Consider the following 12,063-nt stretch of genomic DNA (forward strand, 5'->3'; position numbering starts at 1 on the left):
GGTTGTGTCGACGGATAGACACGCCCCTCAGGATGAGGGGAAGGACATCGCAGGATGCGATTCATCAGGATGATGAAAAGGAAAACAGGGACTAGGGAAAAAATGTGGGCGGGTCAAACCGCCCCTTTTTTTGCCTGTAGAAAAGCAAGATCTTTTGATCTTAAAAAAAAGGCCCGTAACGGGCCTTTTCGCGAACGCGATCAGATCAACGCTCGAGGTGTTCGAGCTTGCCTGTCTTGCCATCCCATGCCGCAGAATCCGGCAGTGGATCCTTGCGTTCGGTGATGTTTGGCCAGACTTCGGCCAGCTCCATGTTCAGCTGGATGAAGTTTTCCATGCCGGCCGGGACTTCATCTTCGGAGAAGATGGCCACAGCAGGGCATTCTGGTTCGCACAGCGCGCAGTCGATGCACTCATCCGGGTGAATCACCAGGAAATTCGGGCCTTCGTAAAAGCAGTCCACCGGACAGACTTCTACGCAGTCGGTGTACTTGCACTTGATGCAGTTGTCGGTGACGACGAAGGTCATTTCTAATTTTCTCCTCAGGCGGCGGCAGCGGAGCCCCTTCACGTTGGGGTCGCCAGGTTTGGGAGCGATAGTCTGCAGGCCTGGCTGTAGCCTGCAGCATCCCAAACCGCGCGAGATTCTAACAGCTTGCAAGCAAGTGCGTTAGATCCGTGTCTTCAGTGCATAGAGCATTTCGAGCGCCTTGCGTGGCGTGAGGTCATCCAGGTCGAGTTTAGCCAGTTCATCCAGCACCGGGTGAGGGAGGCTGGCGAACATGTCGCTCTGCTGCGGCGCGCGGTTTTTACCTTTGACCGGCTTGGGCGCCTCGTGCGGCAAGGCGGTGGCTTCCAGTCGGCCAAGGTGCTCGCGGGCACGCAGAATCACCTCGCCAGGTACGCCGGCCAACTGTGCCACGGCCAGGCCATAACTCTGGCTCGCAGGCCCCGGCAGGACGTGGTGCAGGAACACGATGCGTTCGTTATGTTCGGTGGCGTTGAGGTGCACGTTGGCGACCAGGGGCTGGGCCTCGGGCAATACCGTCAGTTCGAAGTAGTGCGTAGCGAACAGGGTGTAGGCGCGCAGGAACGCCAGGCGCTCCGCCGCTGCCCAGGCCAGGGACAAGCCATCGAACGTACTGGTGCCGCGTCCGACTTCGTCCATCAGTACCAGGCTGCGCTCGGTGGCGTTGTGCAGGATATTCGCCGTTTCGCTCATTTCAACCATGAAGGTCGAGCGCCCGCCAGCCAGGTCATCGCTGGAGCCGATCCGCGTGAAGATGCGGTCGACCAGCGACAGCTCACAACTGGCTGCCGGAACAAAACTGCCGATATGCGCCAGCAGCACGATCAAGGCGGTCTGGCGCATGTAGGTGGATTTACCGCCCATGTTCGGACCGGTGATCACCAGCATGCGGGTGTTGTCGTCCAGGCTCAGGTCGTTGGCCACGAACGGGGTGGTCAGCACTTGCTCGACCACTGGGTGGCGACCCTGGCTGATGCGCATGCACGGCTCTTCGACGAAGCGCGGGCAGTTCAGGTCCAGGTTCAGAGCACGTTCGGCGAGGTTGCTCAGCACGTCCAGTTCGGCCAACGCCGCAGCAGTGTCCTGCAGTGGCGGCAGCTTTGATATCAGGTCTTCGAGCAATGCTTCGTACAGCATCTTCTCGCGGGCCAGCGCCCGGCTCTTGGCCGACAACGCCTTGTCCTCGAAAGCCTTGAGTTCCGGTGTGATGAAGCGTTCGGCACCCTTGAGGGTCTGGCGCCGAATGTAATCCGCTGGCGCCGACTCAGCCTGCTTGCTCGGCAGTTCGATGAAATACCCATGAATGCGGTTGTAACCCACTTTCAAGTGCGACAGGCCGGTACGGGCTTTTTCCCGCGCTTCCAGATCGATCAGGAATTGCCCGGCGTTCTCGCTCAGGGATTGCAGGTCATCAAGTTCGCTGTCATAGCCGGTTTTCAACACGCCGCCGTCACGGATAACCGCCGGCGGGTTGTCGATGATGGCTTTTTCCAGCAACGCGGCCAGTTCCGGGTAGGTGCTGGTGGTCGCGGCCAGTTGAATGATGTGTGGCGCTTCCAGTTCAGCCATCGCCACCTGCAGTTGCGGCAGCGCACCGAGCGCGTCTCGCAGGCGGGCGAGGTCGCGGGGGCGGGCGTTGCGCAGGCCGATCCGCGCCAGAATCCGCTCGATGTCGCCAATCTCCTTGAGCTGCGGTTGCAGCTGTTCGAATCGATAGGCATCAAGCAGGCAGGTGATGGACGTCTGGCGTGCCAATAGCACCTTGAGATCGCGAAGCGGACGGTTTAGCCAGCGCGTCAGCAGACGGCTACCCATGGCGGTCTGGCAGCGGTCAACCACCGATTGCAGGGTATTGTCGCGGCCACCGGCAAGGTTGGTGTCCAGTTCCAGGTTGCGCCGGCTTGCACCATCCAGCACTACCGTGTCGTCGAGGCGCTCGTGTCGCAGGCTGCGCAAGTGCGGCAGGGCGGTGCGCTGGGTTTCCTTGGCGTAGCTCAACAGGCAGCCGGCAGCGCCGATCGCCAGGGTCAGGTTTTCGCAACCGAACCCTTTCAGGTCCTGGGTGGAGAACTGCTGGCACAGGCTTTTAAACGCCGAATCACGCTCGAAATCCCACGGCGCGCGACGACGAACCCCGCGGCGCTTCTCTGCGGGCAGGTCCTTTGGCCAGTCATCCGGGATCATCAGCTCCACCGGATTGACGCGTTCCAGTTCCGCCAGCAGGTTTTCCCAGCCCTTTATTTCCAGCACGGTGAAGTTGCCGCTGGTGATATCCAGCACGGCCAGGCCAAACAGGCGCTCGTCTCCCAGCACCGCGGCAATCAGGTTGTCGCGGCGCTCATCCAGCAGCGCTTCGTCGCTCACCGTACCCGGCGTGATGATCCGCACCACCTGGCGATCCACTGGCCCTTTGCTGGTGGCCGGGTCGCCGACCTGCTCACAGATCACCACCGACTCGCCAAGCTTTACCAGTTTCGCCAGGTAACCTTCCGCCGCGTGGTAAGGAATCCCGCACATGGGGATCGCTTGTCCTGCAGACTGCCCGCGCGCGGTCAGGGTGATGTCCAGCAATTTGGCGGCTTTCTTCGCATCTTCATAGAAGATCTCGTAGAAGTCGCCCATGCGGTAGAACATCAGCTGGTCGGGGTGCTGGTTTTTCAGGCGCCAGTACTGCTGCATCATTGGCGTGTGGGAGGACAGATCGGAGAGCGCTTTATTCATCGGATATCAGGCAAATTCGTTGAAATGTGTAGGGCAAAGGAGGGACGTCGGCCCGGCTTTTCCGCGATGGGCGCAAGATTACCATGGGCAGTCCGCCCGCCGCAGGAGTGAAAGCCCTGCGATGCACTTCCATCCCCGCGCGCACCGCGCATTTCCTCACATTTTTGATGGGGGGCGCGCCTTGCAAGCGTAATCGGCTCGTGTACGGTAGTGCTTATCCCGCCCGACAAGGAGATGACCGTGAAAGAAATCACCCAGCTCGCCGCTGAACTTGGCAGACGCCTGCAGGTTCTCAATGCTCATGTCACGACGGCAGAGTCGTGCACCGGCGGCGGGATCGCCGAGGCAATTACCCGGATTCCCGGTAGTTCGGCATGGTTCGAAGCCGGTTACGTGACTTACTCCAACCGGCAGAAAACCGAGCAGCTGAATGTGCCTGTCGAGCTGTTCTCCACCGTAGGCGCGGTCAGTCGCGAGGTGGTCGAGGCCATGGTCAGGGGCGCCCAGGATAAAAGCCGGGCGACTTTTGCCGTGGCGGTCAGCGGTGTTGCCGGGCCGGATGGCGGATCTGCGAGCAAGCCGGTCGGTACGGTCTGGCTGGCCTGGGGCGTCGGGGAGCAGCTGTTCAGCGAGGTCCAGCACTTCCCGGGCAATCGCGACGAGGTCCGCCGACAAACGGTGAAGGCCGCGCTAGAGGGGCTGCTACGGCATGCCGCTTCAGAAATCTCAAATCAGGGGTAGGCGATCCTGAAGCGCTGTGGAATAATACTGTCTACTTATACAGGTGTTGGCCGTCAGGCCTTATTGATTACGTGAGGACTTTAATGGACGACAACAAGAAGAAAGCCTTGGCTGCGGCCCTGGGTCAGATCGAACGTCAATTCGGCAAGGGTGCCGTAATGCGTATGGGCGATCAAGACCGCCAGGCGATCCCGGCTATCTCTACTGGCTCTCTGGGTCTGGACATCGCGCTCGGCATTGGCGGTCTGCCTAAAGGCCGTATCGTTGAAATCTACGGTCCTGAATCCTCCGGTAAAACCACACTGACGCTGTCGGTCATCGCCCAGGCGCAAAAAGCCGGTGCCACCTGCGCATTCGTCGACGCCGAGCACGCACTCGACCCGGAGTACGCTGGCAAGTTGGGCGTCAATGTCGACGACCTGCTGGTTTCCCAGCCGGACACGGGCGAACAAGCCCTGGAAATCACCGACATGCTGGTGCGTTCCAACGCAGTTGACGTGATCATCGTTGACTCCGTGGCTGCATTGGTTCCAAAGGCCGAGATCGAAGGCGAAATGGGTGACATGCACGTTGGCCTGCAAGCCCGTCTGATGTCCCAGGCCCTGCGTAAAATCACCGGTAACATCAAGAACGCCAACTGCCTGGTTATCTTCATTAACCAGATCCGGATGAAAATCGGCGTCATGTTCGGCAGCCCGGAAACCACCACCGGTGGTAACGCGCTGAAGTTCTACGCTTCGGTTCGCCTGGACATCCGTCGTACTGGCGCGGTGAAAGAAGGTGATGAAGTCGTTGGTAGCGAAACCCGCGTCAAGGTTGTGAAGAACAAGGTGGCTTCGCCGTTCCGTCAGGCTGAATTCCAGATCCTTTACGGCAAGGGCATCTATCTCAATGGCGAGATGATCGACTTGGGCGTACTGCATGGTTTTGTCGAGAAGTCCGGTGCCTGGTATGCCTATGAAGGCACCAAGATCGGTCAGGGCAAGGCCAACTCGGCCAAGTTCCTGGCAGACAACCCGGAAATCGCGGCGAAACTTGAGAAGCAGCTGCGCGACAAACTGCTGAGTCCGGCACCAGACGTCAAAGCGTTGGCAGATCGGGTGAAAGCAGATGACCTGGTTGATGTAGATGTTTGATTGATCCGATGACCGCCGTACTCGATACACTCGTCGCAGTGCGGCGAACCGCAATGGACCTGCTCGCGCGACGCGAGCATGGTCGAGTCGAGCTGACGCGTAAGCTGCGTCAGCGCGGCGCTCTCCCTGAAATGATCGACACTGCACTCGACCGTCTGACGGAAGAGGGTTTGTTGTCCGAATCCCGTTACCTTGAAAGCTTCGTGTCCTATCGTGCCCGCTCGGGTTACGGCCCGCTGCGTATCCGTGAAGAACTGAGCCAGCGTGGCCTGCAGCGCGCCGATATCGAGCTCGCTCTGCGCGAGAGCGGGATCAGTTGGCACGATCAGCTGGAAGAAACCTGGCGGCGCAAGTTTGCCGGGCATCTACCCATCGATGCCAGGGAGCGCGCCAAGCAGGGGCGTTTCCTGAGTTATCGCGGCTATTCGATGGAAATGATCAGTCGGCTGTTCAGCGGTCGAGGGATGGACGATTAAATGAAAAAGGCCCGCCAATGATAGCGGGCCTTTTTTATTCGCATCACGTCACCTTTGAAGGTTCCCGCGTGCGCTGTTGAGCCTGGGGTTTGGGTTGTGCCCAGTTTTCCGGCAGGTTGATGTAATCCACCAGTTCGCGCAGACGTCCGTGATCCCGCGCATTGAAGGTGAACGCCAGTCGTGCCAGGTGGCTGAACTGTTCGTCGTCGTGTTCTTCGCCGCTGTAGGCGTGTTGATGGAAATGGTCGCTCAGGCACAGATCGGCGAACGCTTCCTGCATATGGTCGAGTGCCTGGTCGCTCAACCTGTGGTTCATGCGAATGATGAACTGGTGCTTGAGCCAGCGACTGGAGTGGAAGTTGCTGTAGAACTGATTGATCTGTTCCACCGCTTCTTCGGCGCTGTAGACCAGGCTGACGAGCTTCATGTCGGTGGGCAGTATGTAGCGATTTTCTGCGAGCTGATGGTGAATGAAGTCCAGCGCGCCCTGCCAGAAAGTACCGCCTGGCGCATCCAGCAGTATCACCGGCACCAGAGGGCTCTTGCCGGTCTGGATCAATGTCAGTACTTCCAGGGCTTCATCCAGGGTGCCGAAACCTCCGGGGCAGAGCACCAGCGCATTGGCCTCCTTGACGAAGAACAGCTTGCGCGTGAAGAAGAAGTGAAATGACAGCAGGTTGGTCGTGCCCCGGACGGTCGGGTTGGCGTGCTGCTCGAAGGGCAGTGTGATATTGAAGCCAAGGCTGTGTTCAAGGCCGGCGCCTTCGTGGGCTGCCGCCATTATCCCGCCACCGGCGCCCGTGATCACCATCAGGTCTGAACGCGCCAGCGCAGCGCCCAGCTCGCGAGCCATTGCGTACAGAGGGTTTTCCACAGGTGTGCGGGCAGAACCGTAAACCGTGACTTTGCGTCGTCCCTTGAACTGTTCCAGTACGCGAAAGGCGTCTTCCAGTTCGCGCAGGGCCTGCAGGGTGATCTTGGCATTCCAGCGGTTGTGGTCTTCCTGCGCCATGCGCAGCACGGTGAGGATCATGTCTCGGTAGATCGGGGAGTTCGGGCTGGCAGGTGAAACCAGGTTGAGGAGTTCTTCGACCTTGCTGGTGAGGTCGTGGCCGCTTTCTGCAAAATGACGGCTAAGGAGGTCATTCGGTTGGTAAGGCATTCAACTTCTCCTTGCGTGCGGGCTCTGGTTTTTTTCGGTGAATGAAAAAAACGTTCGCAACTTCAAAAATCCATGACGGGCGGCTCCTTCCCGGCCCAAAGATGTAGTGGTGATTACTCTAAATCTAGTCCTTGGCGAGGATTCGCGCTGACTTGATCATTGCGCCGCAAAGTCTTTCATGGCAATCGCTTATTAACGATTCGAGAAGTGATTTCACCACTCGTCTGAACCTGATCCGAGAGTTCAGCGCTCTGATTTACTTACTAACAGGCGTGACGCGACCGTTTTGCGCAAGGGCAAGACGCACGGTACAGGTAACTCAAAGGATTTATCGCGCAATTGGGGCGAAAGGGCAGGGAGGCGGGAAGCTATGACCAAGGTCATTCTGGAAATCGATACGCAGCTGTATCGATTGCTCAAGGTATCAGCCGAGACCAACCATTTGAGTCTCGAGGAAGAGTGCTGCCGGCGTCTTGCAGGTGGCCAGCGTCGTTCGCGTTACTTGCAGGCCCTTATAGCGGAATTGCGCGCCGAGGACGAACAGCGACGCGCTAATTGCCGATGATCACTTTTTCTTCTGATTGACTTTCGGGCAATCCGATTCCTGGAAACGCTCGCTGGCGACCGGACGGTTGGTCTTAACCTCGGTGAATTCGTAACGCATGATCGCGCCTTTGGCCATCAGCTTGCGAAAGCCCGGGTTGTTGCAGACGGTGGAGCCCAGCTGGAAATAAACAGCCTTCGGGTCGGCGCGCATCTTGTCGGCGTGAGTGCTCTGCACGCTCAGGTGGTTGATCAGCTCTTTGCCTTCAACGGTGTAACCCTGATCGAGAATGTCTTCATTGATTGCCCGCGGAGTGCCGACGCTGCTTTGAGCGGCAACGTTTTGCAGCATTTTGCTCAGTTCCATGTCTTTCAAGGAAGCGGCCTGGGCGTTGAAGGACGACGCCAGCAAAATGGCAGCGGTAGGAACGATAAAGCGCAGCATGAAACTCTCCTGGTTCAGTGACTGGTGGTTCGACCCGTCACATGACTGTGCGTTCAGTGGCGGCGAATTATAGGGGACGAGGCCTGGACGGTACAGGCTTGCGCGGGCTGCTCTGATAAACTGCTACTACTTTATGCCCAGCCGAGTGTTGTTCGTGTCGATAATCCCTTCTGCCCCTCTCTTTGCGGCGAATGCCGTTGCCCTTTTGCGCGATCAGCGTGAGGAAGAGGGCATCAAGCCGATACAGGCCCGGGGCTGGAGGGCCACTCGCTGCCGCGCCTGTCGCGTGATCGAAAGCCACTGCCTGTGTGCCTGGCGCCCGCAGGTCGATGCGCGCTCCGGCGTGTGCCTGATCATGACCAACAAGGAAGTCTTCAAGCCCAGCAACACCGGGTGGCTGATTGCCGACGTGGTGCGCGACAACCATGCATTCATCTGGTCACGTACTGAAACCGACCCGAAGTTGCTGGCGTTGCTGCGCGACCCGCAATGGCAACCGTATCTGGTGTTTCCGGGCGAGTATGTCGAGCCTGAGCGGGTAACGAACACCGTCGAGGTCGATAGCGCCAAGCGCCCACTGTTCATTCTATTGGACGCGACCTGGACCGAGGCGCGGAAGATCTTCCGTAAAAGCCCGTACTTTGATGCGCTCCCGATCCTCAGCCTGCTGCCCGAGAAACTGTCACGCTATCGCCTGCGCCGGTCGACGCGTAGCGAACATTTGTGTACGGCCGAAGTGGCGGCGCTGTGTCTGGATCTGGCCGGCGATGTGGCGGCCGCATCGGCACTGGACGCTTATTTCGACGTGTTCAGCCAGCACTACCTCGATGCCAAGCACCAGCTGGACATGAATGTTTCTACCCCCGCACATGCCGAGCTGATGCCCTTCGTGCAGAACGGTTCTGCTGCCTTGGGCTGATTGTCGCCCATACTGTAAAGATCTGTACTGGCCATGTACCTTGACCACCCCGGTTTCGCTGGGCATGCTTGGCGCCGATTGGGGCGCGGCCAAGGTTTGAGACGCCGTTTTAGCTTGTGATTGGCGTTGAACGTGCCCTGTTGGTGCAGCTCCGTGGCTGTACCTCGAGTTGTTTGAAAAACAGGATCATTTGAAAAATGGCCACATACGAAATCCTGATTGCCGATGACCACCCACTGTTCCGTAGCGCATTGCATCAGGCGTTGACCCTGGGCCTGGGCCCCGAAGTCCGGCTGGTGGAGGTGGCGAGTATTGCCGAACTGGAGACCCGCCTGGACGAAAAGTCCGACTGGGACCTGGTTCTGCTCGACTTGAACATGCCAGGCGCTTACGGATTTTCCGGCCTGGTGCTGTTGCGCGGGCAATACCCGCAGATTCCGGTGGTGATGGTGTCGGCCCAGGAAGAGGCCTCGATCATGGTCAAGTCTCGCGAGTTCGGGGCCAGTGGCTTCATTCCCAAGTCCAGCGACCTGAGCGTCATTCAAAAGGCCGTCAGGGCGGTATTGGACGGCGATGTGTTCTGGCCCCCGCAGGCCTTTGAGGCGGTCAGTGTCTCCGCCGAAGCCAAGGCGGCAAGCGAAGGCCTGGCCAGCCTCACGCCCCAGCAGTTCCGGGTGTTGACCATGGTGTGTGAAGGTTTGCTGAACAAACAGATCGCTTATGAACTGAGCGTCTCGGAAGCCACCATCAAGGCACATGTCACCGCCATCTTTCGCAAGCTGAATGTGCGCACTCGCACCCAGGCGGCGTTGCTCTTGCAACAACTTGAGTCAATTTCGAGCCATTAAACCCGGCTCGTTCACGCTTTTTTGACTTTCACTGGTCTAGCTTTCCCACTCCTTTTTGGTGCAGTTGCTAACTCTATGTCTCCTTTCAAAGGCCAGACCGGCCTCAAACGCATCCTCAACGCTTCGGGTTATTCACTGGATGGGCTGCGCGCGGCCTTCACCGGTGAGGCGGCATTCCGCCAGTTGGTGCTGCTTAACGTCATTCTGATACCGCTGTCGTTCTTTTTGAATGTCAGCCGGGTGGAACAGGCGTTGTTGATCGCCGTTTGCCTGCTGGCGCTGATCGTCGAACTGCTCAATTCCGCCGTGGAAGCGGCCATTGACCGCATCTCGCTTGAATTGCACCCGCTGTCCAAGAATGCCAAGGACATGGGCAGCGCCGCGCAGTTCGTGGCACTGACCATGATCGCGCTGGTCTGGGCAGTCATTCTGCTTTAAGCAATGGTGGGCAGGACGATCTCGTCGCTGCGCTGGACCCCGGCGGTGAAGGCGCGGCACAGGTCGAGGAACTCGCGCATCGCCGAGGTCTGGTATTTCTGTTTGTGCCAGATGAAATAGAACTGTCGCGCCAGGTCCAGATCCGGGGTTTCCACCGCTACCAGGCTGCCGCGCCGGAATGCATCACGCAGTGCCAGCCTCGAGATGCAGCCAATTCCCAGGCCTGACTCGACCGCGCGCTTGATCGCTTCGGTGTGTTCCAGTTCCAGGCGGATATTCAGCGCACTGCGATGATGTCGCATGGCCTGGTCAAACGTCAGGCGCGTGCCGGAGCCCTGTTCCCGAAGGATCCAGGCTTCTTGCGACAGCTCGTCCATGCTCGCCGTACCGCGTATGGCCAAAGGATGCTGGGGCGCACAGAACACCACCAATTCATCCTCGACCCAGCTCTGCACTTCGATGTCCGGGTGGCTGCAGTCGCCTTCGATTAGACCCAGATCAATTTCATAGTGCGCGACCTGTTGCACGATGTTGGCAGTGTTCTGCACATGCAGCTTCACCTGGCTTTCAGGATGACGCTGCATGAAGCTGCCAATCAGCAGGGTGGCCAGGTAATTGCCGATGGTCAGGGTGGCGCCGACTGCCAGGGAGCCGAAACCGGACTTGCCGTTGAGCAGGTCTTCGATTTCCTTGGCCTGGTCGAGCAGGGCCACAGCCTGGGGCAGCAGCTGTTTGCCGAGGGCATTGAGGCTCAGCCGTTTACCCGCGCGGTCGAACAGCTGGCAGCTGGACTGGCGCTCCAGTTCGGTGATCGAAGTGCTTGCCGCCGATTGTGAGAGGTTGAGCAGTCCCGCAGCACGGGATACGCTTTCCTGCTGGGCGACAGCGACGAAGACTTGCAGTTGACGGAGAGTAAATCGCATATCTATATAACCGATAACCCTTATCTTAATAATCCATTTAACAGATATTGTCGCTGCCATTAGAATGCGATGCAATTGCGCACATCACCGGCGCAGGCAAAATCTCCAGGAGTCCCCCGTACATGAGCAACATGAACCACGAGCGTGTCCTCAGTGTTCATCACTGGAACGACACTCTGTTCAGCTTCAAGTGCACCCGCGACCCGGGTCTGCGCTTCGAAAACGGTCAGTTCGTGATGATCGGCCTGCAACAGCCCAACGGCCGGCCGCTCATGCGCGCTTACTCGATCGCCAGCCCGAACTGGGAAGAGCATCTCGAGTTCTTCAGCATCAAGGTGCCTGATGGCCCGCTGACTTCCCAGTTGCAGCACCTGAAGGAAGGCGACGAGATCATCATCAGCAAGAAGCCTACCGGCACGCTGGTACTCGATGATTTGAAACCGGGCAAGCACCTGTATCTGCTCAGCACCGGTACCGGTCTGGCGCCATTCATGAGCGTCATCCAGGATCCGGAAACCTACGAGCGTTTCGAGAAAGTGATCCTGTGCCACGGCGTACGTTACGTCAATGAAGTCGCTTACCGCGAATTCATCACCGAGCACTTGCCGCAGAACGAGTTTTTCGGCGAGGCCCTGCGTGACAAGTTGATCTACTACCCGACCGTGACCCGCGAGCCATTCGAAAACGAAGGTCGCCTGACCGACTTGATGCGCAGCGGCAAGTTGTTCAGCGATATCGGCCTGCCGCCGATCAACCCGCAGGACGACCGCGCCATGCTGTGCGGCAGCCCGAGCATGCTCGACGAGACCAGCGAAGTGTTGAACAGCTTCGGCCTGAAGGTTTCGCCGCGGATGCGCGAGCCGGGTGATTACCTGATCGAGCGTGCGTTCGTCGAGAAGTAAGCCATTCGCATCACTAAAATGCCCCCATAGCCTGCTCAGGCAATGGGGGCATTTTTATGTCCGACAATTTCAGGTAGGAGCTGCCGAAGGCTGCGATCTTTTGCTCTTGAAATTCGGGAAAGAAGATCAAGGTCAAAAGATCGCGGCCTTCGGCAGCTCCTTGTATGTTGACCCAGCACCCAGCGAGAGAGGTCTAAGCTCGTTGGTGCTGACATACAAAGATGTGTTTCTGGGGGAGGCCGATGGCTCCTGAAGGCAGGACTTGCGCCTGACCTTGTCT

Annotated in this window: 13 protein-coding genes; 8 read left to right on the plus strand and 5 right to left on the minus strand. The window is 58.6% G+C overall.

The annotated features are described in order from the left end of the window. Nucleotides 1–205: 205 nt before the first annotated feature. Nucleotides 206–529: a ferredoxin FdxA gene (fdxA, locus tag UB23_RS01355; protein WP_045057548.1), complete on the minus strand. Its 324-nt coding sequence runs from the start codon at nucleotides 527–529 to the stop codon at nucleotides 206–208. A 141-nt stretch (nucleotides 530–670) separates the two neighbouring features. Then, nucleotides 671–3,250, minus strand: coding sequence for a DNA mismatch repair protein MutS (gene mutS, locus UB23_RS01360; RefSeq protein ID WP_045057549.1), 2,580 nt, complete (start codon nucleotides 3,248–3,250; stop codon nucleotides 671–673). Between the two features lie 240 nt (nucleotides 3,251–3,490). On the opposite strand from mutS, the gene UB23_RS01365 reads away from it, so the two are divergent. The 3 genes from UB23_RS01365 (at nucleotide 3,491) to recX (ending at nucleotide 5,603) form a co-directional block, all read left to right on the plus strand. After that, nucleotides 3,491–3,991: a CinA family protein gene (locus UB23_RS01365; protein WP_045057558.1), complete on the plus strand. Its 501-nt coding sequence runs from the start codon at nucleotides 3,491–3,493 to the stop codon at nucleotides 3,989–3,991. An 83-nt stretch (nucleotides 3,992–4,074) separates the two neighbouring features. Then, nucleotides 4,075–5,127: a recombinase RecA gene (gene recA, locus UB23_RS01370; RefSeq protein ID WP_045057550.1), complete on the plus strand. Its 1,053-nt coding sequence runs from the start codon at nucleotides 4,075–4,077 to the stop codon at nucleotides 5,125–5,127. An 8-nt stretch (nucleotides 5,128–5,135) separates the two neighbouring features. Then, nucleotides 5,136–5,603 (plus strand): recombination regulator RecX, encoded by a 468-nt coding sequence (gene recX, locus UB23_RS01375; RefSeq protein WP_045057551.1) that lies wholly within the window; start codon nucleotides 5,136–5,138, stop codon nucleotides 5,601–5,603. Nucleotides 5,604–5,646: 43 nt separating this feature from the next. Here the strand turns inward: recX and UB23_RS01380 are convergent, their stop codons facing one another. Further along, entirely contained in the window at nucleotides 5,647–6,765 is a 1,119-nt protein-coding gene (locus UB23_RS01380) for a TIGR00730 family Rossman fold protein (protein WP_045057552.1), read from the minus strand. A gap of 370 nt (nucleotides 6,766–7,135) precedes the next feature. On the opposite strand from UB23_RS01380, the gene UB23_RS01385 reads away from it, so the two are divergent. Then, nucleotides 7,136–7,330, plus strand: a complete 195-nt coding sequence (locus tag UB23_RS01385) for a hypothetical protein (protein ID WP_045057553.1) — start codon at nucleotides 7,136–7,138, stop codon at nucleotides 7,328–7,330. Here the strand turns inward: UB23_RS01385 and UB23_RS01390 are convergent, their stop codons facing one another. Continuing rightward, nucleotides 7,331–7,753 (minus strand): quorum-sensing-regulated virulence factor family protein, encoded by a 423-nt coding sequence (locus UB23_RS01390; RefSeq protein ID WP_045057554.1) that lies wholly within the window; start codon nucleotides 7,751–7,753, stop codon nucleotides 7,331–7,333. Between the two features lie 160 nt (nucleotides 7,754–7,913). Between UB23_RS01390 and UB23_RS01395 the strand changes: the two genes are divergently transcribed. From UB23_RS01395 to UB23_RS01405, 3 genes are all read left to right on the plus strand, one after another. Further along, a complete protein-coding gene (locus UB23_RS01395) occupies nucleotides 7,914–8,672 on the plus strand; it encodes a tRNA-uridine aminocarboxypropyltransferase (RefSeq protein WP_236695818.1) in 759 nt (252 codons plus the stop codon). A gap of 197 nt (nucleotides 8,673–8,869) precedes the next feature. Beyond that, nucleotides 8,870–9,520, plus strand: a complete 651-nt coding sequence (gene erdR, locus UB23_RS01400) for a response regulator transcription factor ErdR (protein WP_045057556.1) — start codon at nucleotides 8,870–8,872, stop codon at nucleotides 9,518–9,520. 75 nt (nucleotides 9,521–9,595) lie between these two features. Then, the gene (locus UB23_RS01405; RefSeq protein WP_034149863.1) at nucleotides 9,596–9,958 is read left to right on the plus strand and encodes a diacylglycerol kinase; all 363 of its coding nucleotides are present in this window, start codon (nucleotides 9,596–9,598) and stop codon (nucleotides 9,956–9,958) included. On the opposite strand, the gene UB23_RS01410 is transcribed toward UB23_RS01405, so the two are convergent. Then, the gene (locus UB23_RS01410) at nucleotides 9,955–10,881 is read right to left on the minus strand and encodes a LysR family transcriptional regulator (protein WP_045057557.1); all 927 of its coding nucleotides are present in this window, start codon (nucleotides 10,879–10,881) and stop codon (nucleotides 9,955–9,957) included. The genes UB23_RS01405 and UB23_RS01410 overlap by 4 nt on opposite strands. Before the next feature lie 122 nt (nucleotides 10,882–11,003). Here UB23_RS01410 and fpr point away from each other — a divergent pair, with 122 nt between their 5' ends. Continuing rightward, entirely contained in the window at nucleotides 11,004–11,783 is a 780-nt protein-coding gene (gene fpr / locus UB23_RS01415; protein ID WP_003443014.1) for a ferredoxin-NADP reductase, read from the plus strand. Nucleotides 11,784–12,063 lie beyond the last annotated feature (280 nt).

It is taken from the genome of Pseudomonas sp. ES3-33 (genome assembly GCF_000952175.1).
GTDB lineage: Bacteria > Pseudomonadota > Gammaproteobacteria > Pseudomonadales > Pseudomonadaceae > Aquipseudomonas > Aquipseudomonas gregormendelii.

What these genes read in the sequence shown, in the direction of transcription:
- recX (WP_045057551.1), top strand. Translation starts at nt 5,136, where the DNA reads ATGACCGCCGTACTCGATACACTCGTCGCAGTGCGGCGAACCGCAATG.
- fpr (WP_003443014.1), top strand. Translation starts at nt 11,004, where the DNA reads ATGAGCAACATGAACCACGAGCGTGTCCTCAGTGTTCATCACTGGAAC.
- erdR (WP_045057556.1), top strand. Translation starts at nt 8,870, where the DNA reads ATGGCCACATACGAAATCCTGATTGCCGATGACCACCCACTGTTCCGT.
- fdxA (WP_045057548.1), bottom strand. Translation starts at nt 529, where the DNA reads ATGACCTTCGTCGTCACCGACAACTGCATCAAGTGCAAGTACACCGAC.
- recA (WP_045057550.1), top strand. Translation starts at nt 4,075, where the DNA reads ATGGACGACAACAAGAAGAAAGCCTTGGCTGCGGCCCTGGGTCAGATC.
- UB23_RS01405 (WP_034149863.1), top strand. Translation starts at nt 9,596, where the DNA reads ATGTCTCCTTTCAAAGGCCAGACCGGCCTCAAACGCATCCTCAACGCT.
- mutS (WP_045057549.1), bottom strand. Translation starts at nt 3,250, where the DNA reads ATGAATAAAGCGCTCTCCGATCTGTCCTCCCACACGCCAATGATGCAG.
- UB23_RS01410 (WP_045057557.1), bottom strand. Translation starts at nt 10,881, where the DNA reads ATGCGATTTACTCTCCGTCAACTGCAAGTCTTCGTCGCTGTCGCCCAG.
- UB23_RS01390 (WP_045057554.1), bottom strand. Translation starts at nt 7,753, where the DNA reads ATGCTGCGCTTTATCGTTCCTACCGCTGCCATTTTGCTGGCGTCGTCC.
- UB23_RS01385 (WP_045057553.1), top strand. Translation starts at nt 7,136, where the DNA reads ATGACCAAGGTCATTCTGGAAATCGATACGCAGCTGTATCGATTGCTC.
- UB23_RS01380 (WP_045057552.1), bottom strand. Translation starts at nt 6,765, where the DNA reads ATGCCTTACCAACCGAATGACCTCCTTAGCCGTCATTTTGCAGAAAGC.